The following is a 24,475-nucleotide window of genomic DNA, read 5'->3' on the forward strand; positions in this document are numbered from 1 at the left end:
TCCACCCTCAGCTCTATAAATTATTTGATATCCGGCTTACCCTCTGAGCTCTTCTATTCTAGCCAATACTTTACTTCGTTTATTAGAGTAATCTGCCATCTTCGCAGTCTCTTCTTCAATAACTTTCGCAGGAGCCTTAGCAACGAATCCTTGATTACTAAGTTTCTTCTCTACTCGCTCAACCTCAGCGTTTAACGTTTGTACTTCTTTTTCAAGGCGCTCAATTTCTTGAGCAATATCAATTAATCCAGCCAAAGGCAAATACAACTCGGCACCTGTCACAACAGCTGTCATCGACTTCTCTGGAGCTTGGATATCCACGCCTACTTCAAAGCTCGATGTATTACAGAAACGCTTCACATAATTTTCATTACGACTCACAATTCCGAGCACATCCACATCGCCTGCTTTGATGATCAGTTCAACCTTTTTACTCATGGGCACGTTAACCTCTGCACGAACATTACGTACCGTACGGATGATTCCCATCAGCATATTCATTTCATTCACTGCTTCTAGATTCTCAAAGGAAGCATTATACTCTGGCCATGAAGCCAGTGTAATGGTATTTCCTTCATGCGGAAGATGCTGCCATATCTCCTCCGTAATGAACGGCATGAACGGATGAATCAAACGTAGAGTACGATCGAGTACATAAGCAAGAACCGATTTCGTATTCTTCTTCGCTACTTCATCTTCACCATATAATGACAGCTTGGCGAACTCAATATACCAATCACAAAGATCATCCCATATAAAGTTATAGAGAACTCGACCTGTCTCACCAAAATCATAGACATCTATTAGACGTGTAATATCACGTGAAGTTTCGTTTAAGCGATGGAGAATCCAACGATCTGATGTTTGTAAGTCGCCGCTAATATCAATATCCTCAAAGCTGAAGCCTTCCAGATTCATCAGAGCGAATCGAGAAGCATTCCATATTTTATTCGCGAAATTACGTGCTTGCTCCACACGCTCCCAACGGAAACGAAGATCTTGACCTGGCGTACTGCCCGTTGAAATCATATAACGCATGGCATCCGCGCCATATTTCTCAATAACTTCTAGTGGGTCTACACCATTTCCGAGTGACTTGGACATTTTGAGTCCATCCGAATCTCTAACGAGACCATGCATCAATACATCCTGGAAAGGAATCTGGTCCGTGAATTCAAGTGCTGTGAAAATCATTCGTGCAACCCAGAAATAAATGATGTCATATCCTGTAACGAGTACATTCGTTGAGTAGTACCGTTTCAAATCTTCCGTTTCTTCAGGCCATCCAAGTGTTGAGAAAGGCCATAGAGCTGAGCTGAACCATGTATCAAGCACATCATCGTCCTGTCTTAGTTCCTTACTTCCACATTTAGAACATACCGTTACATCATCATGGGCAACATGAAGCTCACCGCATGATTCACAGTACCAAGCCGGGATGCGATGACCCCACCAAAGTTGTCTTGATATGCACCAATCACGTACATTTTCAATCCAATTCAAGTAAACCTTCTCAAATCGATCTGGTACAAAATTTACCCCTTTGCCTGACTTTTGCACTTCAATCGCTCGTTCTGCTAATGGCTTCATTTTAACAAACCATTGTGTAGAAAGGTAAGGTTCCACTACGGCTCCCGTACGTTCACTATGTCCAACCTGATGAACATGATCCTCGATGCGGATAAGAACACCCTGTTCTTGTAAATCCTTTACAATCTGTTTGCGGCAGTCGCTACGATCTAGACCTTCATATGGACCCGCAAGATGATTCATAGTTCCGGTATCATCCATAACTATGATTTGTTCCAATTGATGGCGAAGACCTACTTCGAAATCATTCGGATCATGGGCAGGGGTAATCTTTACTGCACCACTACCAAATTCTCGGTCGACATATTCATCAGCAATAATCGGTATTTCACGATTCACGATAGGCAGTAAGACCGTTTTTCCAATCATGTCTGTATATCGCTCATCTTTTGGATGGACCGCAATAGCAGAATCACCTAACATCGTCTCGGGACGTGTGGTTGCCACAGTGATATGACCGCTACCGTCTTTTAGAGGATACTTCAGGTGATAGAGATGTCCCTGTACCTCTTTATGCTCCACTTCAATATCAGATAAGGCTGTTCGTGCAACTGGATCCCAGTTGATAATATATTTACCACGGTAGATCAGCCCTTTCTCATAGAGCTTCACGAACACTTCTTTTACAGATTTGGAGAGACCTTCATCCAATGTGAACCGTTCTCTAGAATAATCGAGAGACAAACCCATCTTCGCCCACTGATCATGGATCGTATTCGCATACTGATCTTTCCACTCCCATACTTGATCCAGAAATTTCTCTCTTCCTAGATCATAGCGAGTTATCCCTTGCGCACGTAACTTCTGCTCCACTTTGGTCTGTGTAGCAATACCTGCATGATCGGTTCCAGGCAGCCAAAGCGCATCGTATCCCTGCATTCTCTTGGTTCGTATTAGAATATCTTGTAACGTGAAATCCATCGCGTGACCAATATGAAGCATCCCTGTCACATTTGGTGGTGGAATAACAATGGTATAGGGCTTCGCATTAGGTCGTTGACCCGCTTTGAAGAATTCACCCTCTAACCAGTATTTATACCATTTCTGTTCAGTTGATTTAGGATCATACGTTGTTGGCATTTCAGTCGTTGTCTTCGTTTCTTTATCTGTCATCTTTATTAACCTCCAGTACATCTTCAGAATATCTAAAAACACAAAAAAACCTCACGCCCTCAAAGGACGAAAGGTTATCTTTCGCGGTACCACCTTTGTTTCATAATAAGTAAAATAATAAGCCAATATGACATAGGCTTACCATGATACAAATCACGACACTCATACAGATAACGGCTGCAACCGGCCATATTCTAGTCCCTTGATAAATGACACAGGGGCTCAAACAGGCAACTCAAGGGCGACTTTCGCTTGGCTTACATCCTGCGGAATCTTCCAGCGTTGCAATTCCGCTCTCTGAAGGGCATGCCAACTACTCTTCCCGTTCACAGTTGATTGTCAATATTCTGTATTAATAATAACGTGCATGTTGACTATAGTCAATATCGTGTGCATAGGGGACGAACTATAGTCAACATCTTCAATACGAAAAGGGCTATCACACTAGTAGAGAAATTCTACTAAGGAGATAGCCCCTTGCGCTAATAACACCATCGTTATACGTTATGGGATATAGAGAATCTGTCCTTCTTCAATCGTCTGTTCAGATAAACGATTATATAACAGCAGCTCTCTTGAACTCATTTGATAGCGATCTGCGATCAAATCAATCGTCTCTTCCCTTTGAACGATACAGAGTCGAACTTTACTGAATGGCGTCTTCTCAGATGTTCCTCCGAGAAAGAGGCTTTTCCATTCCACTTCTTCATTTACTGCATGATCATTATTTACTTCACGAGCCTGCAACTGTTCTTCCTGAACCTGTTGTTCCAAATCTCTTAACGATCTCGCCCGACTAGAATTCAATATTGACGATAATCCGACTTGATCTTGCCGAGAAGTTGTGGGTTCTTTTTTGCTTCCTAAAGCAATTTTCAACTCCACTTTCTCATCGATTTCTTCAACCTGAGCAGATTCCGATATTCCAGCCGCTAGAAATGAATCCTCGTCTAACAATCCACTTTCTGACGAATTCAAAGATGGTTCTCGTTCTGCATTGGCTTCGTTCAGTAATTGTTCATCCTGAAGACTGTTTAGCGTAGGTGATGAGAGTTCCTGATCATCCTCAGTTTTAATTTGCCACACATTTGAGTGATCCTTAAGGCGAGCAAGACCCTCCTCATCCATATGTAGCGCCGATATGTTAGCTTGAGCATCCTGTCCATCAATGGGTTCACTTAATTCTAGCCATTCATTCCCCACTTGATCCTCGTAGACTATATCTTCACCTGGTGGTCGAGATGAAGAGTTTTGAAACGCCTCCCAATCCGGAGCATGTACAACCGTGAACTCTTCGGCATTCCAAGCTGAGATGTCTTCTCCAGGTGATTCAATCCCCCGCAATGACAGCACTCCTGTAATGTTAAGGCTTCTCTTGGACAATAAATCGATGTCGAAGTTTTCAATTTCTACTGCAATCTCGTTTAAGGATGAAACACGGTTAAGAGGCACAGTAATTTCAACGGGAATGTAGTGCTCAAGCCGTTGCGTACCCTCCTCTTCACCTTCTCCTCTGTATAAGCCTGTTAGTAATAAGTGCCCCCGGAGTGTAGCTTCCTCATCCTGATTAATCACCTGAATATGCGGTAACAATTCAACCTCTTCAAGCTCCGCAATTCCAGCCACTTCTTCTGATAATTGAATGCGTTCATAAATATCAAAGCGCAAACCATAGGACTGGTCAAACACAGGTAACGTCCTCCTTTTCAGCATATTCTAACCATGAGTCGACTCATGGCATGAGCCCATTATTCTTAACTCACTATATTTATATGCTCAAGCAGAAACGGCTATGCCGTCCTTTTTCAAAGACTGCATCCGTCTCTGCCGAAATATAAGAAATAGAGTATCAAGTGAAACTTATATTTTCTTATATTTTGAAAAAAGAACGCATACCTTTTTTAATGTGTTTCTTTAGTCACCGCTTGCAATTTAATTCGAAGATCGAGTAAATCCTCCGGCCACGGATCCTCAATTTCGATAAATTCACCTGTAAACGGATGTGAGAAACATAATTTCGCTCCATGCAGTGCTTGTCGATGAATCAAAGCATCACTTCCACCATAAAGTGTATCACCCAGTAACGGATATCCTAAATGGCTTAAATGAACACGTATTTGATGTGTACGACCTGTATCCAATTCAAGATGAATAAGACTCGCGCCTCTATACACCTCTTCCACACGCACACGTGTGCGTGCAGATTGCCCTGTAGGAGAGATACGACGGCGCTGAGCATGGTGACGATCCTTCCCAATGGGGAGATCAATCACCGACAAATTTGAAGTGACAGTCCCTTCAACAAAAGCGATATATTTTCGCTCCATTTGTTTCCCTCGCATGTCTTCATCTAACTTCAACTGGGCCCATTCATTCTTAGCATAGAGCACAGGTCCTGACGTATGCTGATCAAGTCTATGGATGTGTCTAACAGCGACTTCTTCACCCATTCCCTCATAGTGTGCAGCAACAATATGATCCAGTGTTACCTCACCCTCACGTCCGTCTGGGTGTATCGTCATTCCAGCTGGCTTGTGAATAACTAAACAGAAATCATCCTCATAGAGGACATCAATTTCCTGCCAGATCGAACCAATACCACGGGGACGTGATGGAAATAGAGCCAGCCTTAGCTTATCGCCATTCCATTGAATTCCTTTCTCGTGCTTAAGTCGACGTAACAACTTCTCAGGCATTCCAACAGCGTTCAACAACCACGCAAGCGTCTCCGTCTCACGGTTGTCTGAATCACGGATCGTTTTTCCAGGAATAAGTACCAGCCACTCTCCTAGACGACTCCAACTACCTTGATAGCTCATAGATTCTTAAGGGCTTTATAGTTAGCTTCAATACTGTAATCAATATCCTCGATACTATGTGCTGCTGAAACGAACATTCCCTCGAACTGTGACGGAGCAACACTCACACCATGGTTAAGTAATCCTGCAAAATAACGTCGGAATGTGTCTGAATTGCTATTCTTTGCTGTATCAAAGTTAATGACCGATTCATCGGTAAAGAAAGGACATACCATAGATCCCACCCGATTGACCGTAACAGGAACACCCAGTTCTTGAGCATTTCGCTCAAGTCCAGCTTGCAGACGTGCAGCACGTTCCTCTAATTGCTTGTAGACTTCTGGCGTGAGTAACTTAAGTGTCGTGTAACCAGCTGCCATTGCCAACGGATTCCCACTAAGCGTACCTGCTTGATATATAGGTCCAGATGGAGATATCTGCTCCATAAATTCACGTTTACCACCGTATGCACCTACAGGAAGTCCACCACCAATCACTTTGCCGAGACAAGTTAGATCTGGTGTAATTCCATATAATCCTTGTGCACAATTTAGGTCAACTCGAAACCCGGTCATGACCTCATCAAAAATAAGTAAGCTTCCATATTGGGTCGTTAGATCACGTAATCCCTGTAGAAAACCTGGAAGTGGCGGAACAACACCCATATTCCCAGCTATAGGTTCAACAATGATACAAGCAAGTTCTTCACCGAAACGCTCAAAGGCTACTTTGACAGATTCAAGATCATTATAAGGAACCGTAATTGTGTTCGCCGCAACACTCTCTGGTACTCCAGGGCTATCAGGTAATCCTAATGTAGCTACCCCTGATCCCGCTTTGATCAAAAGACTATCTGCATGTCCATGATAGGAACCTTCAAATTTCAAAATTTTACTTCTGCCCGTAATACCACGCGCTAGACGAATGGCACTCATTGTAGCTTCCGTGCCCGAATTAACCATCCGCACAATTTCAATAGACGGAACGCGCTCACAGACAAGCTTCGCCATCTCCGTCTCAATCAACGTCGGAGCCCCGAAGCTTGTCCCCCGCAAAGCAGTTTCCTGAATAGCTGCAATAACCTCTGGATGGGCATGTCCCATAATTAGAGGTCCCCAAGAACAGATATAATCAATGAATGTATTTCCGTCGATATCAAAAATACGAGATCCTTCTCCGCGCTCTACATAAATCGGAGTTAATCCAACTCCCTTAAATGCACGAACAGGACTATTAACTCCACCAGGTATATATTGCTTAGCTTCTTCAAAAGCAGCTCTAGAAGCCTCTTCCTTACGCTTGCCAGACAATTGAGTCATCCTCGACACTCCCATCCTTCTATTTTCCTGCGATCCAACCAGCTACATCTTTCGCGAAATAAGTAATAATGATATCTGCGCCAGCACGTTTCATACCTGTAAGCATTTCCTGAACAATCGCCTTCTCATTAATCCAGCCCTGCTGTGCGGCAGCTTTGACCATGGAATATTCACCACTAACATTATATGCAACCAAAGGAAGATCGAATTGATCCTTAATCATCCGCATAATATCCAAATAGGCCAAAGCTGGCTTTACCATAAGCATATCAGCACCCTCAAGCACGTCAGATTCTGCTTCTCTAAGCGCTTCTCTTGCATTAGCGGGGTCCATTTGATATGTTTTACGATCACCAAATTGAGGTGCAGAGTCCGCTGCTTCACGGAAAGGTCCATAGAATGCAGAAGCATATTTCACTGAATAAGACATAATGGGTATGTTCTGATAGCCTGCTTCATCAAGCCCTTCACGAATTGCTCTTACAAATCCGTCCATCATATTCGACGGTGCGATGATATCGGCTCCCGCTTTAGCTTGAGATACTGCGGTCTTGACAAGCAACACGAGTGACTCGTCATTAAGCACATCTCCACAAATATGACCTTCATGTTCAAAAGTATGTACCATCCCACAATGCCCATGATCCGTAAATTCGCATAAACAAGTATCTGCAATAACTAATAATTCAGGATACCAGCCTTTAATAAGGCGTGTTGCCTCTTGTACGATGCCATCATCTGCAAACCCTGAAGATCCGATACTATCCTTCGTTTCCGGAATTCCAAACAATAGCACTGCCGGAATGCCCAAAGCTGCAATATCATCTACTTCACTCTTCAACGTATCGAGCGAGAAATGATACACGCCAGGCATGGAGGATATTTCCCTTTTCACATTTGTACCGTATGCGACAAAGATAGGTTGTACCAAATCCTGCACATTTAGAACGGTCTCCCGCACCATACTACGTATACCGGCAGATTGCCGTAAGCGGCGATGCCGCACTAATGGAAAACTCATGGTTGTTACCTCCTAAAAGTTTTTAAGCATACACTTGGTTCTCTCACATGACCGCTGCGATGACGGATTATTCTTACACCACTATATTTTCATCTCAGTTTTGTATCGCGTTCCAACGGCATAAAGATTGAGCCAGGCTCTCGATGGTCGCTTCTTCCGCTACCATTCCCACGGTTAAGCCTGCTTCCTTTGCGGTTATCGCTGTAATTTCTCCAATACAGAAGGTTGCAATACCTTCCAATTTCTTTACAGGATCTTGAATCCCCATCCGCTTCATGATGGCAAGGAGATTCGTCACCGTTGAGGAACTAGTGAACGTAATGGCATGAATGCCGCCTTCATCAAACATTCTTAACAGTTCACTATCATCTTCACCCGTAATAACCGTATGATATGTAACTGTATCTGTAACTTCAAGCCCCATCTCCACAAGCTTCTCAGGAAGCCACTTTCTACCTTTATCTCCTCGTGGTAGTAGAACCTTCTGTCCTGCCTTCAGCCGTTCTCCTAACATCTCCACCATTCCCTCTGCTTGGAATACTTCCGGAAGTTGTTCAGGGATGACACCATGTGACATCAAGGCTTCAGCAGTAGCTGGCCCAACAGCTACTACCTTTGCACGATATAATGAACGGACATCTCGTCTCTGTTCCTGTAAATGTCGAAAGAAGAACTCCACTCCATTCACACTCGTGAAGAAGATCCAATCATACTCCTCTAATTTAGCAAATGACGACTCTATATTTAGTATTTCATTCTGCTCTGTCGGATGCACCATATCAATGACTGGAAACTCATAAGGTTCGCCACCAAGCTCCTCAATTCTATTAGCCAACCCACTTGCTTGGGAACGAGCACGGGTTACAAGAATACGTTTGCCGAAGAGTGGCATATACTCTGCCCACATCAATTTCTCACGCTGTAGTACCACATCACCTACAACAATTACAGCGGGAGGCTGAAAATCAGCAGCTTTTACTTTATCCTCAATATCTGCAAGCGTCCCAGTCAATGTTTCCTGTTCCGCACGAGTTCCCCAACGTACGAGCGCCACGGGAGTATTAGCAAGACGACCGTGTGTGATCAATTGCTCACTTATGTAACCTATCTTAGCAACCCCCATCATAAAGATAAGGGTTCCCGTAGCATTCGCTAACTTATCCCATTGTATCATTCGATCAAGCTTGTCCGGACTTTCATGACCCGTAATAATCGAGAGTGACGAAGACATATCACGGTGAGTCACCGGAATACCTGCATAAGCAGGAACACTTATCGCCGAAGTTATTCCCGGAACGATTTCATAGCGGATACCATTCTTCCACAGTAGTTCCGCTTCCTCACTGACACGACCAAAGATAGTCGGGTCTCCACCTTTTAACCTAGTCACCGTCTTACCTTCCAAAGCAAGATCCACCAACAGCTGATTAATATCTTCCTGTTTCATCGTATGTCTGTCTGGAAGCTTGCCTACGTATACCTTCTCAGCGCCGGGTTTCATGGATTGTAGCAAGCGTGGATTTGCCAAACGATCATACACAACTACGTCTGCTTTTTTGATACATTGCAAGCCTTTGACAGTAATTAAACCAGCATCTCCTGGTCCTGCCCCGACCAAATACACTTTGCCAGATGTTAACGACATCCCATCATCCCCTTACTTGCGCCAATATATTCTCTGCTCCTTGAGCAATTAACTTGTTTGCTACTTCAAGACCAAGCTTCTCGGGATCAGTCCCCGTCACCATTTCCTTCAGAATGACGTCCCCCTCAGGAGAACCAACCATGCCTGTTAATTGTATAATTCTGGAGCCTGTTTGGGTATGATCTGAACTATCATGCACCCATATCGCATGTGCACCAATAGGAACCTGACAACCACCATTCAATACACTTAGAAATTTACGTTCTGCTGCTACTATCATCGAAGTGTCTTTATCATTATACAGAGCAAGAAGTTTACGAACTTCCTCATCATCTGCACGACATTCAATACCTAATGCACCTTGCCCAACAGCAGGCAGACAGACATCTACCGAAATATAAGATGTAATTCGATCTTCCCAGCCCATACGTTTCAGACCCGCTACTGCTAGTAGAATGGCCTGAAATTCGCCTTCCTCAAGCTTCCGTAGTCGAGAGTCAATATTACCGCGAATAGGCTCTAACTGCAGATCTGGACGATATGCCTTTAGTTGACTTGAACGCCGTAAACTACTCGTCCCAACCTTAGCGCCATGCGGTAATTGATCTAAATCCAATCCTTCCAAGGAGATAAGACAATCGCGTGCATCTGCACGGACTGGCACAGCACCATTCATTAGACCTTCCGGCAACTCTGAAGGCATATCTTTCATACTATGTACGGCCATATCGATCTCTCCGTCAAGCATCGCCTGCTCAATCTCCTTAACGAACAAGCCTTTACCACCAACCTTAGAAAGGGTCACATCGAGAATGCGATCCCCTTTTGTAACAATCTTTTTAACTTCAAATGTCAAATCAAACCCATGCTCATCACTAAGTTTCTGCAATGACTGAATGACTTGCCCTGTTTGCGTTAACGCGAGTGCGCTTTGTCTACTACCTACTACAATCGTCCGCATGCTTTACTCCTCCTCATTCTCTCTTATCCACGTTTGTATTTCCGCTTGACTCCACTCCTTATAGGTACCCTCTCGAATATCCTCAAGAATATGGCATTGCGCTAATTTCCTTAATAACTTACCGCGTTGTTCAAGTGAAGCAACTCTTTTTTTGATTTCTGAACGAATTTGATACAGAATGTCTAGATAAATCTCATATTCCTCACCATACTGCTCAGCCAAAGTATTACTTATACTCGCTGCTATTCCTGGACCCGCACCTAATGTTGATACAGCAATCGTTAGTCGTCCTCGCTTCATAACAGCTGGATTGATAAATGTTCCCAACTCTGCCTTACTCGCTACATTAACGGGAATCGAGCTTTCTTTCGCTTCCTCTGCTATTGTCCTATTCAAAGATTCATGATTTGTTGTAGCTTGAACAATCCAATACCCCGAAGTATCACCATCAACAAAACCTCTTTGTTCCCATTGAATACGACCCTCTTTATATAATACAAATAAGCCATGCGTAAGTTCTGGACTAATCACAGTTACATTCGCTCGCGCTTCAAGGAGTGCCTTAATCTTTCTCTCGGCGATCATCCCCCCACCGACAACAAGACAGGGTCGATCTTCACACTCTAGCATGATAGGGATATATCCAGCCATAGATCAACTCACACTCCTGTCCACCAATGAAATTTAGACCATGAATTCAGCATCAGATTTATGATGATAACGGCATATCCGATTAACGCCCACCTAGATATCACTACTCCGGAATTTTGCTTAGCCCTTCTTTTAACAAAATACATTATGAAAATACTCAATCCCACGAAAGTAGTAACTACCTTGGAATCCAAAAGCAATTCTAGACGTCCTTCAGCAACAATAGACAGCACTGCCACGATCAGTGATACAGATAGGAGCGGCAATCCCGTCACCATGCCATAGTAGGAGTATTTGTCCATCATTTCAAGGCTTGGTAGTCGTCTGACCGTATCATTCCATTTCTTATCTTTTAATTTCTTATGCAAAAATAGATACATCACTGCAAATACAGCAGCAACTGTAAATGACACTACACTTAGATTTGCCAAAATAATATGGAATACTAACAACCCGTGTACACCTTGCCAATTGCTCATAGGATCATTACTGAAATCGAACCACAAGTGATTAAGTACAAAAACACAAAAACCAATCACACTTAACAAAAGAACAGCAAACTCAGACTTTTTAAAGAGACACATCAGTAATGAAGCAATAACAAGAATGAACGCGAACATGAATAAGAAATCATATAGGGTAAAAATCGGAACAATACGTTCCTCCCACATTCGAATCCCAAGGATCGTTAACTGAACTACAAATACAACAACAAGAAGCCCTGTGCCTGTCCACTTCGCTCTCAAATTGCGTCGAATGCAATCAGAGAAAAAGAACAGAAGGCTCAGGGCATAAATATAAATGCCTGCATCATAAATTCTACTTAATAATAACATCTTCTCTCACCCACCTCTACAGGCTGGCCGGCATCAAGGATGCCTTAGGAAGAGATGATTTGATCTCCGTAGAAGATTTACTGCTTGTACCCATCAATATGCGCTTTGGTCCAACCAACATATCATCATCTCTTGTGTCATTCAGCTGGTCCTCTAGAGCAAATATCTGTGTAAAGACATCTAGGGAATCCTCCCCATTCTTCTCACCAGTCAATTCCTTTATTCGATTAATCGGATCATGCAACATCTGGTTCACGATACTTTTAGTTAAACGACGGATCACTTTCCGTTGATGTTCATCCAATTCAGGAAGTTTGTTAAATAGGCTTTCCATCGTTTCTTCGTGAATTACATTAGACTTTTCTTGTAAAGCTCGAATAACAGGTCTAACACCAAGCGTCTTCAACCACTGATTAAATACAATGATTTCTTCCTCGATCATGATCTCAATCTTAGATGCTTCAGTACGACGCATTTCAAGGTTACTCTGTACTATACCTTCTAAATCATCGATATCATACAAGAATACATTATGAATATCACCAATAATGGGATCTATATCCCTTGGAACAGCAATATCAATAATAAACAATGGCCGTGATTGACGACGCTTCATACTCTCTTTGACCTGTGAAGAAGTTAATACATATTCATCCGCACCTGTGGAGCTAATTAGAATATCCACTTCATCTAAACGCTTAATCGCCGCATCTAGAGTACATGGTGAGCCATTGAATTTCTTGGCTAGTTCCTCTGCTCGCGACAACGTGCGGTTGGCAACAATAACTTCAGCTGCTCCATTTCCATACAAGTGCTTCACAGTTAGTTCACTCATCTTACCCGCACCAAGAATCAATACTTTCTTATCTGTAAACAACCCAAAAATCCGTTTACCTAATTCAACTGCAGCATAACTAATGGATACCGCACTTTCTCCAATAGTCGTCTCAGAATGTACTCTTTTGCCTAGGGTAACCGCCTGCTTAAATAGCATATTGAACCAAGTACCCGTTGCATTGTTACGCTGTGACTCTAGGAATGCACTACGTACTTGACCTAAAATTTGCGTTTCTCCAAGCACCATAGAATCTAAGCTACATGTCACGCGGAACAAATGAGATATCGCTTGTTCATCTTCATATATATATATATGCTTCGTGAATTCCTCACGGGAAATACCGAACCACTGCTCCATGAAACCCCGTATGAAATAACCGCACATATGTAGACGATCTACGACTACATAAATTTCTGTCCGGTTACAAGTTGCAACAATAACACCTTCCAATACGGTCTTGGTAAGCTTTAATTGGCGTAAAGCTTCCGGTAAATCCTTATCTGCGAATGTGAATTTCTCCCTCACTTCCACAGGCGATGTTCGATAATTTAATCCTACAACGACGATATGCATATATAAAGTCACCTACCTCAACTGATTTAAATATCTCCGTACCATATATCAACCACTCAATTATAGATTACAATTTCAATTATGTTAATTATATCACAATATTTTAAATCTCCATGGCGATTTATTGACATGTTTATGAACCCGTCATATCGGGATAAGCCCTTATCTTGAAATTAGATCATCTAATTGTTTACTTAGTTTGCTCAATTGCTCGGCTTGTACTGAATTTACTTGATGATTATTATTTACAAGAATACCATAAACCGGTATGATCTCAGCAAATTTAGAACTAAATGCAACTAACAAATCGCGTTCTTGTTGACTAATCGAACGATCTCCAGCGATCTGCCAGCCTGTTATCATATTAACCAATTCATCCACGGCTGGCAAATAATCTAGTTCATCCTTACCAAAAGCTCTAACCATCCGTTCATGTCCGAAGTTAGCTGAGTATGCAGCCAATTTCACTCGATCTAGCTCTTTCGTATTATTCATATGAATAGCCTCCATTAAGGAGGAATTCAATATTTCCATTTGAAAATGAACAACCTGATAAAGCATCTGGGATGCATCCTTTTTCACCTCATTGGGCTTTAATAACTGATAGCCCTGGTACAACAAACTCCCAACTAACAGTAACAATATACAAGTGAATACAATGTCTTTGTTCTTTCTACGACGCAATCACAACGCCCCCTTATCACATCTACAGCTATGTATCATTGTATGGGAATGCGAAAAAACAAATAACCACGGACCTCCATGGTTATTTGTCAAGTAGAAACGACTATGCCGTCCTTCTCAGGGGAAATATAAGGAAGTATCAAGTGAAACTTATACTTTCTTATATTTTAACAAGTATAAAGTTATTGTCCTTCGGTAAGAACTTCATCCTCATCATCTTCTTCAGTGGCAATCATATTAGCTTTAATAATACCCCACAGCTCATCTTTGCCTAAGCCCGTATCAGATGAGAATAAGACTAGTGGATGATCAATTCGCAAACCTAAACATTGCCTCATTTGCTTAATCTGCTTAGCCCATCGGCTACGAGGGATTTTGTCAGCCTTCGTTGCTACAACACAGACAGGAATATCATAATGTGATACCCAATCATACATGATCATATCGTCTTTGGAAGGAGGATGCCGCAGATCCACTACAAGTAGCAATAGCTTCAATGTCACTCTTTCTAATAAATACTTCTCGATCATGTTACCCCATGCCAGACGCTGCGTCTTAGATACTTTAGCAAAACCATATCCAGGAAAATCAACTAAATACAATTCATCATTAACGACATAATAGTTTAATTGCTGAGTTTTACCAGGCGTTGAGCTTGTTCGAGCCAAATTTTTACGATTAATCATTTTGTTAATTAATGATGACTTACCCACATTCGAACGACCTGCCAGAGCAATCTCTGGCAAGCCATCGCCCGGGTATTGATCGGGCCCAACGGCACCAATCACAAACTCGGATTTGGTTACTTTCATAGTTATAATCCCTCTCTAGTGCACTCCCTTACGTTCCACAAGCGCATGTTGCAGAACCTGGTCCATATGAGACACAGGAATAAATTCCACTTCATTCTTTATGCTGTCCGGAATCTCACTTAAATCCCGTTCATTATCTTTAGGGAGCAAAATTTTCTTATAGCCTGCACGATGGGCAGCTAGTGATTTCTCTTTCAGTCCTCCAATAGGTAATACACGTCCACGCAGCGTGATCTCACCTGTCATAGCGACATCCTTGGAGACATATCTCTTACTCAAAGCCGAAACCAACGCAGTAGCAATCGTAATCCCTGCCGACGGCCCATCTTTAGGAATGGCCCCTTCAGGAATATGGATATGAATATCATTCTTCTCATGGAAGTCAGAATCGATTCCTAGCACTTCGGATTGGGAACGAGTATAGCTAAAGGCCGCCTGTGCAGACTCCTTCATCACGTCACCCAATTGACCTGTTAATATTAGTTTACCTGAACCTGGCACGACTGTCACTTCAATCATTAACGTCTCTCCACCTACTTCAGTCCATGCGAGCCCCGTTACCGTGCCAATCTGATCCTCAAGATCAGCTACACCATGACGGAATTTAGCAATTCCAAGGTTATCCTTAATATCAGCAGGTGTTATTACAATAATGGAGTGCTGTTGTGAAACAATCTTTCTTGCAGTCTTACGACATATTGAAGCAATCTGTTGCTCCAGATTCCGAACGCCTGATTCACGCGTATATTCCCGAATCACTTTCAGTAGGGCATCCTCATCGACCTGCAGTTGATCAGGTTCCAAGCCATGTTCACGCTTTTGCTTCGGCAACAGATACCGATTGGCAATCTGAAGCTTCTCAAGTTCCGTATAACCTGGAATATGGAGTATTTCCATCCGATCCAAAAGAGGTCTTGGAATATTATGAATAGCGTTGGCTGTCGTAACAAACATCACCTTAGATAAGTCAAAAGGAACCTCAATAAAATGGTCACTAAATGTATTATTCTGTTCTGGATCAAGCACTTCAAGTAAAGCAGATGAAGGGTCACCTCTGAAATCAGATGCCATTTTGTCTATCTCATCTAGAAGAAACACCGGATTCATCGAGCCAGCAGATTTCATTCCCTGTATGATACGACCTGGCATGGCCCCGACATATGTGCGACGGTGCCCACGAATCTCCGCTTCATCCCGTACACCTCCAAGCGATATACGTACGAATTTCCGCTCAAGTGATCGGGCTATGGAACGAGCAAGTGATGTTTTGCCGACACCCGGAGGTCCAACAAGACATAGAATAGGCCCCTTCATCTGCTTAACAAGCTTCTGCACTGCCAAGTATTCCAGAACACGTTCCTTCGGTTTATCAAGACCATAATGATCCTCATTCAGAATATCTTCAGCTTTCTGGAGATCCAGATCATAATCCGTCACATTGGACCACGGCAAACTAAGCAACCAATCAACATAATTACGGATGACTCCACCTTCTGCTGAACTTGTAGGCATCTTTTCAAGTCGATCGATCTCTTTCTCGATCTTTTCCTTAACTTGCTCAGGAAGATCCTTCTCATCCATCTGCTCACGAAGCTCATCCACTTCGTTTGCACGACCTTCTTTCTCACCTAATTCTTTTTGAATAGCCTTCATCTGTTCACGAAGATAATACTCCTTTTGCGTCTTCTCCATTTGTTTCTTAACTCTCTGACCAATCTTCCGTTCCAATTCAAGCACTTCACGCTCGTTATTAAGAATATCAAGAAGCTTCTCGAGCCGCTCTCGAACATCAACAGTCTCTAGTATTTCTTGTTTATCCTTAATCTTCAAAGTCAAATGACTCGTAATAACATCCGATAATCGACCTGGTTCCTCAATATCTGAAACAGCGGCTAATGTCTCTGGAGTAACCTTCTTTGACAAATTAATATAATGCTCAAATTGGCTAAGAACTGTACGCATTAAAGCATCAATCTCAGCATCATCAATCTCTAATTCTGGAAGTTCACGAGCAATAACTTCGTAATATTCCTCATTATCTGTATACTCAAGTACTTCCGCTCGCTCCATCCCTTCGACTAGCACACGAATAGTTCCGTTTGGAAGTTTCAACATTTGTCTCACTTTTGCTACTGTACCGATCCGAAATATATCCCCTTGCGTTGGCTCTTCAATGTTCACTTCTGACTGAGAACAAAGGAGAATTAAACTATCTTCTATCATCGCTTTCTCCAACGCTTTGATCGATTTCTCACGACCCACATCAAGATGAAGCACCATGCTTGGGTATACAAGAAGTCCTCTCAAAGGTAACAATGGAAAACGACGACCTTTCGATTTAATTGACCCCATCGCGTTCACACCTCCAGTTGCTCTCTTTACATTTATGCATTAATATATTTTAACAAAAGAATGGCTGAAACACCAATATAACGCGGTTTCTAGAAGCTACTCGAATCGGTTGCTTGACCTGGTGTAACCGATTTCGCCTGAAGGAGAGACGATGATATGCCAGAATAGGCATCCGAGACCACAGGCAGCGTCGTTTCTTGTAAGTGATTCACCAGTTCCTTACCAAACACATGATGGAATACTTCCTGAATGGATTCAACAGGGATTACTTGTAGTCCATTAAGGTCTGCAAATAGCGCCTGCCAGTTGTCTTTCGGTATAATGACCGTTGTTGCTCCAGCTTGAAATGCAGCCTCAACTTTAGCAATAACACCACCTATGGGCTTCACCTTACCGTGAATGCTAATCTCTCCTGTCATAGCTATTTTGTGGTCAATCGGTATCTGTTTTACTGCTGAGACGATAGCCGTTGCCATAGCAATACCCGCGGACGGACCATCAATCGGAGTTCCACCGGGAAAATTAATGTGCAAATCATAATCGCTAGCATTAAGTCCCATAATACGTAGGACTGTGAGAACATTCTCTATTGAGCCTTTGGCCATACTTTTCCGGCGAATCGTTCGTGCCCCACCGCCAATCTCTTCCTCTTCCACCACACCCGTTACATTGATTTTTCCCTGACCCTTTGAACTTATAGAAGCAGATACTTCAATCTCAAGTAATGTCCCTAAGTTCGACCCATACACAGCAAGTCCATTTACTACTCCAACCTGTGAATGCGTTGGTATTTTACGTTCAGGACGAGGTTGGAGTTGACTGCTATTGGCTACCCACTCTACATCTGATGCCTCTAATGAGTCTCTTTTTTCAGTCCATGCTAAACCAACTGCAAGCTGAATGATATTAACAGCTTCTCTTCCATTGGTAGCGTACTGCTTCACCACTTCTACCGCTGACGGACATGGTTTAAGACCTATTTTCGCAATAGCATCTTCTGCAATTACACCGATTTCCTCTGGTAGTAGCGGTCGGAAATATATTTCCATACACCGAGATCGAAGCGCAGGTGGAATTTCTTCCGGAGAACGAGTCGTTGCACCAACAAGACGGAAATCTGCAGGTAAGCCATTTTGAAAAATATCATGGATATACGCAGGCGTATTATTGTCTTCTGAGTTATAATATGCACTCTCCAAGAGAACCTTGCGATCTTCAAGTACCTTTAATAATTTATTTAATTGAATCGAATGTAATTCACCAATCTCATCAATAAACAGAATTCCACCATGCGCTTTCGTCACTGCCCCAGGTTTAGGTTGGGGAATACCGGCAACTCCCATTGAACCTGCCCCCTGGTATATCGGATCATGAACAGATCCAATGAGGGGGTCTGCTATTCCTCTCTCATCAAATCGAGCAGTCGTTGCATCGATTTCCGTAAACTTCGCTTCACTTTTAAAAGGTGATGTCGGATTCTTCTTAGCCTCCTGCAATACTACCCTTGCTGCAGCAGTCTTCCCCACTCCCGGAGGTCCATAAATAATGACATGCTGAGGATTGTCACTACATAGCGCAGCTTTTAAAGCTCGTAACCCTTCCTTTTGCCCAACGATATCATTGATCGACTGTGGTCGGGTTTTCTCAGAAAGAGGTTTGGTAAGTGAAATAGAACGCAGTTTCCGTAACTTATCTAATTCTTTCCTCGACTCCCTGTCAATCGCAGTTCGGTTCGTCTTCTGACCACGTAGCAGAGTCCAGAAGTAAATCCCAATAATGACTCCAAAGAACAATTGAATCAACATAAATATCATACTTAAATTCATAGTTACCCTCCTATTTCTATAACTCCCATTAGACTAATACTTGGTAGTATAGCCTTTTCCACATCCAATAAACTCATTTTCGGTGATTTTTGAGTGGAAATATGTCTAGAGGGCTTTCACAGGGTTGAAATCACATGACTTAAATACATAATTACTGTCGTGGTCAGGAAGGTAATGTCTATGGGCTACTTTGTGGATTTCTTCTGCTTACTGATTCATTATTTTCCATTCCTCGATACGCTGATAGGTATAACGATGTACTTTTCGTTAACAGTAAGGTTTATTCCCAAGGCATCACCTTTTATTCCTTTCATCTCGAACACTTTTTCCAATATATGTAATAGGTTCCTTCATTAGATTTGTCACATTCAATATCTGAGGCTCGGAGGAAGCTTTCGAGTATTCCCTCTGCCTTTCACACTCTTATCTGTCAAAAAAGCTACAAGCCGATAACTTACGGCTTGTAGCTTTTGTATTTACACTATAATTAGGATTGATGCTGATGATTGCGGCCTGGTATTTCGCCTGTCGCTTCATACACTTCAACAATATGATCAATTTCCTTCTTCAATTCATTCACCAGTTCAGCTTCAGGCACCTTACGGATCATCTCTCCGTAGCGGAAGAGCATTCCTTCTCCACGAGCACCAGCAATACCAATGTCAGCTTCTCGTGCTTCTCCTGGACCATTCACAGCACAGCCAAGTACGGATACCTTAATGGGTACTTTTAAATTAGATATATACTCCTCTACTTCATTAGCAATAGAGAATAAATCAATATCCAATCTTCCACAAGTTGGGCAAGAAATCAATGTTGGAGCATTAGAGATGAGACCAAATGACTTCAGAATCTCACGTGCTACTTTCACCTCTTCGACAGGGTCGGCACTAAGCGAAATCCGCACTGTGTTACCGATCCCCATAGAGAGCAGAGCACCAATGCCTGCCGAACTCTTAATTGTACCCGAGAACAATGTTCCAGCTTCCGTGATGCCTAGATGCAATGGATACGGGATAACTTCAGCCGCCTTGCGATAAGCCTCGAGGGCCATAGGTACATCAGATGCTTTTAGAGAAACGATAATATCGTGGAAGTCTAACTCTTCCAGTATTCCTATATGGAAAAGCGCACTCTCAACCATAGCATCCGGTGTCGGATAACCGTATTTCTCAAGCAAATGATTTTCAAGTGAACCCGCATTAACTCCGATCCGAATCGGAATCCCCCGTGCTTTACAAGCTTTAACAACCTCTTCTACTTTCGCACGCCGACCAATATTACCAGGATTAATCCGAACTTTATCAATACCGTTCTCAATAGCCGCTAAAGCCAGTCTATAATCGAAATGAATATCTGCAACTAGCGGAATATGAATCCGTTTCTTTATTTCTTTGATCGCAGCAGCAGCTTCCTCATTATTAACGGTAACCCGCACCATTTGGCAACCTGCTTCTTCTAAACGTAATATTTCAGCCACTGTTGCTTCCACATCTGCCGTCTTCGTCGTACACATGCTTTGAATGATCACATCGTTATTTCCACCTATGATCAGGTCTCCAACTTTAACAGAACGTGTGTCTTTTCTTGAAAACATAGTTAGCCTCCCCCTTTAACGCTAAAACTCCACCCCTCGCCCCGACGTCAATAGCTGCACGAACAGGGCTGGAAGTGGACTCCGCCAATCTATTTACAGCGACCCTAAGGTATGTGTAACCCTTTAGGCGCTCTCTTCTTGATCCTTGCTATCTTTATTCTTCTTATTCAATTCAGGGACCACTTTATCCTGAACCACCTGCTCGGTGATGACACAATTTTCAATATCGTCACGAGATGGAACCTCGAACATAACATCAAGCATAATACCTTCAATAATTGCTCTCAAACCACGAGCACCAGTATTACGTTTAATAGCTTCCTTAGCAATAGCTACCAATGCTGCAGGCTCAAATTCTAGATTCACATTATCCATTTCCAGCAGTTTCTGATACTGTCTAGTCAATGCATTCTTCGGTTCAGTCAGAATACGAACTAATGTATTCTCATCTAATGGCTCCAAACTTGAAATGATAGGTAAGCGACCTACAAATTCAGGAATCAGACCGAATTTCAATAGATCCTCAGGGAGAACCATGGACAAGTACTCACCCGGGTTTAGATCTTTCTGAACTTCTCCGCCTCCATTAAATCCGATAACTTTCTTACCGATGCGACGTTTGATTAATTGCTCCAATCCGTCGAATGCACCACCACAGATAAACAATACATTGGTAGTATCGATCTGAATGAATTCTTGATGAGGATGCTTACGCCCACCTTGTGGTGGTACAGATGCAACAGTTCCCTCAAGAATTTTAAGAAGGGCTTGTTGAACACCTTCACCAGATACGTCACGAGTAATAGATGGATTCTCCGATTTACGAGCCACTTTATCGATCTCATCGATATAGATTATACCACGTTCCGCTTTCTCCACGTCATAATCAGCTGCTTGTATAAGCTTCAGTAGAATATTCTCAACATCCTCACCCACATAGCCAGCTTCCGTTAAAGAAGTCGCATCTGCAATTGCAAAAGGAACGTTAAGTATTTTGGCCATCGTTTGAGCTAGTAATGTCTTACCTGATCCAGTAGGACCTAACAAGAGAATATTACTCTTAGAAAGTTCTACATCATCAATCTTACTTTGTGTATTGATCCGTTTGTAATGGTTATAGACCGCAACAGACAAAGATTTCTTAGCTTGGTTCTGCCCAATAATATATTGATCGAGAATGTCGCAAATATCTTTAGGCTTCGGAATATCTTTCAAATCCACTTCTTCCTCATGCCCTAGCTCTTCCTCTACAATTTCAGTACACAACTCGATACACTCATCACATATATAAACACCAGGACCTGCAACTAATTTACGCACCTGTTCCTGAGTTTTGCCACAGAAAGAACATTTAAGTTGCCCTTTCTCATCATTAAACTTAAACATATTACCACCCCTTAAGATTTGTTCGGTGAAGATAGTACTTTATCAATAAGCCCATAAGCGACCGCTTCTTCAGCACTCATGAAGAAATCACGATCCGTATCCACCTCAATTTTTTCAAGGGGTTGACCGGTTCGTTCTACATATATTTGATTAAGCTTTTCTCTTGTCTTCATGATCCAATCCGCATGAATCAATATATCTGATGCCTGCCCTGAAATACCACCCAACGGCTGATGAATCATCACTTCGCTATTGCTCAGCGCAAATCTCTTACCTTTCGCTCCTGCGGTCAATAGTAAAGATCCCATACTTGCCGCCATACCCACACAAATCGTGGAGACATCCGGCTTTATGAATTGCATCGTATCATATATACCCATTCCCGCTGTGACAGAACCACCTGGTGAGTTAATATATAGACTAATATCCTTCTCTGGGTCCTCAGCAGCTAGAAATAACAGCTGTGCTATGACAAGATTGGCAACATCATCATCAATGGCATTACTCAGAAAAATAATGCGATCCTTAAGCAATCTGGAGTAAATATCGGAAGAACGTTCTCCACGACTGGTTTGTTCAACAACCATAGGTACGAGACTCATTTGACCAACCTCTTTTCCTTTTAAAAATACAAATTCATATCTCATCAATATTTTAACATGTTAGAAGCACGATGTCATTTTTTCAACATATGCAATAGTATGCAACGAAATCCCTTTAAAAAAATATGTATCCAGCAGAAACGGCTATGCCCTCCTTTTTCAAGGAGTTTATGCTAGCGATACTTTGTATCGCTTTAAAGTAACCGTCTCTGCCGAAATATAAGAAATAGAGTATCAAGTGAAACTTATACTTTCTTATATTTTAAAAACAAACCCATTTATCACATGGATTATCCATATTATGGGTCAGTTTAGGTAAAAATAAGGCGCGTCAAAAACACGCACCTTATCAATCCCTATAATATCTTTCTTATTTAACTTCTTCTGTAGTTTCTTCTTCAACTTCTACAACTTCTACAGGTGCAACTTCCTTGCTGTTAGACAGTAGGAAATCAACTGTTTTGCGTAGAGAAATCTCTTCACGTAGGCTGTTCAATGATCCATTAGCTGCTAGGACACTACGTAGTTCTTCAGGAGAACGCTTGTATGATACAGACAATGTTTCCAATTCATTCGTAACGTCTTCTTCCGTAACTTCAATCTTCTCGTCCTTAGCTACTTGCTCAAGTACGAGATTGTTACGAACACGTTTCTCTGCATCAACTTTCATTTGCTCTTGAAGATCAGCCTTAGTCTGACCTGAGAAGCTTAAGAACATGTCAAGATCCATACCTTGTGAGCGAAGACGATTATCGAAATCAGTCATCATATTCTGAACTTCACTTGAAATCATCGCTTGTGGAATATCGATTTCCGCTAATTCAGCAACTTTATCCACTACAAGACCTTCACGAACACCTTTTGCTTCTTGGTCTTTACGAGATTCTAGTTGTGTCTTCAAGTCTGCCTTGTACTCATCCAATGTTTCGAATTCACTTACGTCTTTAGCGAATTCATCATCCAATTCAGGAAGTTGTTTACGCTTGATTTCGTGAACTTTCACCTTGAAGACAGCTAGTTTGCCAGCCAACTCTTCTACTTGGTAAGTTTCAGGGAATGTTACTTCAACGTCTTTCTGATCGCCAGTAGCCAATCCTACAACTTGTTCTTCAAATCCTGGAATGAACGAACCACTTCCCAGTTCCAAAGAATGACGCTCAGCTTGTCCGCCTTCAAAAGGAACACCGTCAACGGATCCGTCGAAGTCAATGATTGTGATATCGCCATTCTCAGCAGCAGCATCTTCAATAACAACTAGCTCAGCATGACGCCCTTGCAAACGAACTAATTCTTCGTTTAGTTCTTCTTCAGTAACTTCAACTTTTTGCGTTGGTACTTCTACGCCTTTGTATTGACCCAAGGTTACTTCAGGTTTAACAGTAACTTTAGCTTTGAACTTAAATACTTCACCTTTAGCAAATTGATCAATATCAATTTCTGGGCGATCTACCGGAAAAATATCCGCTTCATCTACTGCTTGTGTATATACTTCTGGAAGCAAAATATCAATGGCATCTTGATACAAGCTTTCTACTCCATAACGTGCTTCAAAGACAGAACGTGGTACTTTACCTTTACGGAATCCAGGTACATTTGCTTTCTTAGATACTTTCGTAAAAGCCTTATCAAGCGCCTCAGTTACACGCTCTGTTTCTACTTCAACTTCAAGAACCCCAAGGTTCTTCTCTATTTTTTCCCAGTTTGCTTTCATTTTATGCCTTCCCCTCCAAAATAATTCTCATGTTTTTTTATAGAAAATAAGAAAGTATAAGTTTCACTCTATACTTAATCCTTATATTTCACGCACAGAACAACCATTATAGTATAATCAACATTGTACCTTTTTTCAAGGGTAGGTTCAACCTAGAATC

Annotated in this window: 18 protein-coding genes and 1 other annotated feature; all 18 genes read right to left on the reverse strand. The window is 42.1% G+C overall.

The genetic code is table 11. The features are described from left to right. Positions 1–36: 36 nt before the first annotated feature. On the reverse strand, positions 37–2,703 hold the full coding sequence (locus ACP8HI_RS15580) for a valine--tRNA ligase (protein ID WP_438347122.1): 2,667 nt from the start codon (positions 2,701–2,703) through the stop codon (positions 37–39). Between the two features lie 59 nt (positions 2,704–2,762). After that, positions 2,763–3,042, reverse strand: a binding site (T-box leader). Between the two features lie 165 nt (positions 3,043–3,207). Then, entirely contained in the window at positions 3,208–4,416 is a 1,209-nt protein-coding gene (locus ACP8HI_RS15585) for a LysM peptidoglycan-binding domain-containing protein (protein ID WP_438347123.1), read from the reverse strand. 188 nt (positions 4,417–4,604) lie between these two features. Further along, the gene (locus ACP8HI_RS15590; RefSeq protein ID WP_438347124.1) at positions 4,605–5,522 is read right to left on the reverse strand and encodes an RluA family pseudouridine synthase; all 918 of its coding nucleotides are present in this window, start codon (positions 5,520–5,522) and stop codon (positions 4,605–4,607) included. Continuing rightward, complete coding sequence (hemL, locus tag ACP8HI_RS15595; RefSeq protein ID WP_438347125.1) at positions 5,519–6,820, reverse strand: glutamate-1-semialdehyde 2,1-aminomutase; 1,302 nt, start codon at positions 6,818–6,820, stop codon at positions 5,519–5,521. Before hemL ends, ACP8HI_RS15590 begins: the two co-directional genes overlap by 4 nt. A gap of 19 nt (positions 6,821–6,839) precedes the next feature. Next, complete coding sequence (gene hemB, locus ACP8HI_RS15600) at positions 6,840–7,841, reverse strand: porphobilinogen synthase (RefSeq protein ID WP_438347126.1); 1,002 nt, start codon at positions 7,839–7,841, stop codon at positions 6,840–6,842. Between the two features lie 94 nt (positions 7,842–7,935). Beyond that, positions 7,936–9,486 carry a uroporphyrinogen-III C-methyltransferase gene (gene cobA / locus ACP8HI_RS15605; RefSeq protein WP_438347127.1) on the reverse strand — a complete coding sequence of 517 codons (1,551 nt, stop codon included), beginning with the start codon at positions 9,484–9,486 and terminating at the stop codon, positions 7,936–7,938. 4 nt (positions 9,487–9,490) lie between these two features. Beyond that, complete coding sequence (gene hemC / locus ACP8HI_RS15610) at positions 9,491–10,447, reverse strand: hydroxymethylbilane synthase (protein WP_438347128.1); 957 nt, start codon at positions 10,445–10,447, stop codon at positions 9,491–9,493. A gap of 3 nt (positions 10,448–10,450) precedes the next feature. Further along, positions 10,451–11,098 carry a precorrin-2 dehydrogenase/sirohydrochlorin ferrochelatase family protein gene (locus ACP8HI_RS15615; RefSeq protein WP_438347129.1) on the reverse strand — a complete coding sequence of 216 codons (648 nt, stop codon included), beginning with the start codon at positions 11,096–11,098 and terminating at the stop codon, positions 10,451–10,453. Positions 11,099–11,106: 8 nt separating this feature from the next. Then, the gene (gene ccsA, locus ACP8HI_RS15620; protein ID WP_438347130.1) at positions 11,107–11,934 is read right to left on the reverse strand and encodes a cytochrome c biogenesis protein CcsA; all 828 of its coding nucleotides are present in this window, start codon (positions 11,932–11,934) and stop codon (positions 11,107–11,109) included. Positions 11,935–11,950: 16 nt separating this feature from the next. Next, a complete protein-coding gene (gene hemA / locus ACP8HI_RS15625) occupies positions 11,951–13,345 on the reverse strand; it encodes a glutamyl-tRNA reductase (RefSeq protein ID WP_438347131.1) in 1,395 nt (464 codons plus the stop codon). Positions 13,346–13,507: 162 nt separating this feature from the next. Next, positions 13,508–14,029, reverse strand: a complete 522-nt coding sequence (locus tag ACP8HI_RS15630; protein ID WP_438347132.1) for a hypothetical protein — start codon at positions 14,027–14,029, stop codon at positions 13,508–13,510. 182 nt (positions 14,030–14,211) lie between these two features. Continuing rightward, complete coding sequence (yihA, locus tag ACP8HI_RS15635; RefSeq protein WP_438347133.1) at positions 14,212–14,841, reverse strand: ribosome biogenesis GTP-binding protein YihA/YsxC; 630 nt, start codon at positions 14,839–14,841, stop codon at positions 14,212–14,214. A 15-nt stretch (positions 14,842–14,856) separates the two neighbouring features. Then, on the reverse strand, positions 14,857–17,193 hold the full coding sequence (gene lon, locus ACP8HI_RS15640; protein ID WP_438347134.1) for an endopeptidase La: 2,337 nt from the start codon (positions 17,191–17,193) through the stop codon (positions 14,857–14,859). A gap of 89 nt (positions 17,194–17,282) precedes the next feature. Then, entirely contained in the window at positions 17,283–19,019 is a 1,737-nt protein-coding gene (gene lonB, locus ACP8HI_RS15645; protein WP_438347135.1) for an ATP-dependent protease LonB, read from the reverse strand. Positions 19,020–19,506: 487 nt separating this feature from the next. Beyond that, complete coding sequence (gene ispG / locus ACP8HI_RS15650) at positions 19,507–20,616, reverse strand: flavodoxin-dependent (E)-4-hydroxy-3-methylbut-2-enyl-diphosphate synthase (protein WP_438347136.1); 1,110 nt, start codon at positions 20,614–20,616, stop codon at positions 19,507–19,509. Between the two features lie 123 nt (positions 20,617–20,739). Next, positions 20,740–22,002, reverse strand: a complete 1,263-nt coding sequence (gene clpX, locus ACP8HI_RS15655; protein WP_438347137.1) for an ATP-dependent protease ATP-binding subunit ClpX — start codon at positions 22,000–22,002, stop codon at positions 20,740–20,742. A gap of 11 nt (positions 22,003–22,013) precedes the next feature. After that, positions 22,014–22,604, reverse strand: coding sequence for an ATP-dependent Clp endopeptidase proteolytic subunit ClpP (gene clpP / locus ACP8HI_RS15660; RefSeq protein WP_438351855.1), 591 nt, complete (start codon positions 22,602–22,604; stop codon positions 22,014–22,016). A 370-nt stretch (positions 22,605–22,974) separates the two neighbouring features. Further along, the gene (gene tig / locus ACP8HI_RS15665; protein ID WP_438347138.1) at positions 22,975–24,315 is read right to left on the reverse strand and encodes a trigger factor; all 1,341 of its coding nucleotides are present in this window, start codon (positions 24,313–24,315) and stop codon (positions 22,975–22,977) included. Positions 24,316–24,475: the final 160 nt, after the last annotated feature.

It is taken from the genome of Paenibacillus sp. FA6 (assembly GCF_051550225.1).
Classification (GTDB): Bacteria; Bacillota; Bacilli; order Paenibacillales; family Paenibacillaceae; genus Paenibacillus_AQ.

Excerpts from the sequence above, each read along its gene's own strand:
- yihA (WP_438347133.1), bottom strand. The coding sequence starts at position 14,841 with ATGAAAGTAACCAAATCCGAGTTTGTGATTGGTGCCGTTGGGCCCGAT.
- lonB (WP_438347135.1), bottom strand. The coding sequence starts at position 19,019 with ATGAATTTAAGTATGATATTTATGTTGATTCAATTGTTCTTTGGAGTC.
- hemC (WP_438347128.1), bottom strand. The coding sequence starts at position 10,447 with ATGCGGACGATTGTAGTAGGTAGTAGACAAAGCGCACTCGCGTTAACG.
- ACP8HI_RS15590 (WP_438347124.1), bottom strand. The coding sequence starts at position 5,522 with ATGAGCTATCAAGGTAGTTGGAGTCGTCTAGGAGAGTGGCTGGTACTT.
- lon (WP_438347134.1), bottom strand. The coding sequence starts at position 17,193 with ATGGGGTCAATTAAATCGAAAGGTCGTCGTTTTCCATTGTTACCTTTG.
- ACP8HI_RS15585 (WP_438347123.1), bottom strand. The coding sequence starts at position 4,416 with ATGCTGAAAAGGAGGACGTTACCTGTGTTTGACCAGTCCTATGGTTTG.
- clpX (WP_438347137.1), bottom strand. The coding sequence starts at position 22,002 with ATGTTTAAGTTTAATGATGAGAAAGGGCAACTTAAATGTTCTTTCTGT.
- cobA (WP_438347127.1), bottom strand. The coding sequence starts at position 9,486 with ATGTCGTTAACATCTGGCAAAGTGTATTTGGTCGGGGCAGGACCAGGA.
- tig (WP_438347138.1), bottom strand. The coding sequence starts at position 24,315 with ATGAAAGCAAACTGGGAAAAAATAGAGAAGAACCTTGGGGTTCTTGAA.
- hemB (WP_438347126.1), bottom strand. The coding sequence starts at position 7,841 with ATGAGTTTTCCATTAGTGCGGCATCGCCGCTTACGGCAATCTGCCGGT.
- ccsA (WP_438347130.1), bottom strand. The coding sequence starts at position 11,934 with ATGTTATTATTAAGTAGAATTTATGATGCAGGCATTTATATTTATGCC.
- ACP8HI_RS15615 (WP_438347129.1), bottom strand. The coding sequence starts at position 11,098 with ATGGCTGGATATATCCCTATCATGCTAGAGTGTGAAGATCGACCCTGT.
- hemA (WP_438347131.1), bottom strand. The coding sequence starts at position 13,345 with ATGCATATCGTCGTTGTAGGATTAAATTATCGAACATCGCCTGTGGAA.
- ACP8HI_RS15580 (WP_438347122.1), bottom strand. The coding sequence starts at position 2,703 with ATGACAGATAAAGAAACGAAGACAACGACTGAAATGCCAACAACGTAT.
- clpP (WP_438351855.1), bottom strand. The coding sequence starts at position 22,604 with ATGAGTCTCGTACCTATGGTTGTTGAACAAACCAGTCGTGGAGAACGT.
- hemL (WP_438347125.1), bottom strand. The coding sequence starts at position 6,820 with ATGACTCAATTGTCTGGCAAGCGTAAGGAAGAGGCTTCTAGAGCTGCT.
- ispG (WP_438347136.1), bottom strand. The coding sequence starts at position 20,616 with ATGTTTTCAAGAAAAGACACACGTTCTGTTAAAGTTGGAGACCTGATC.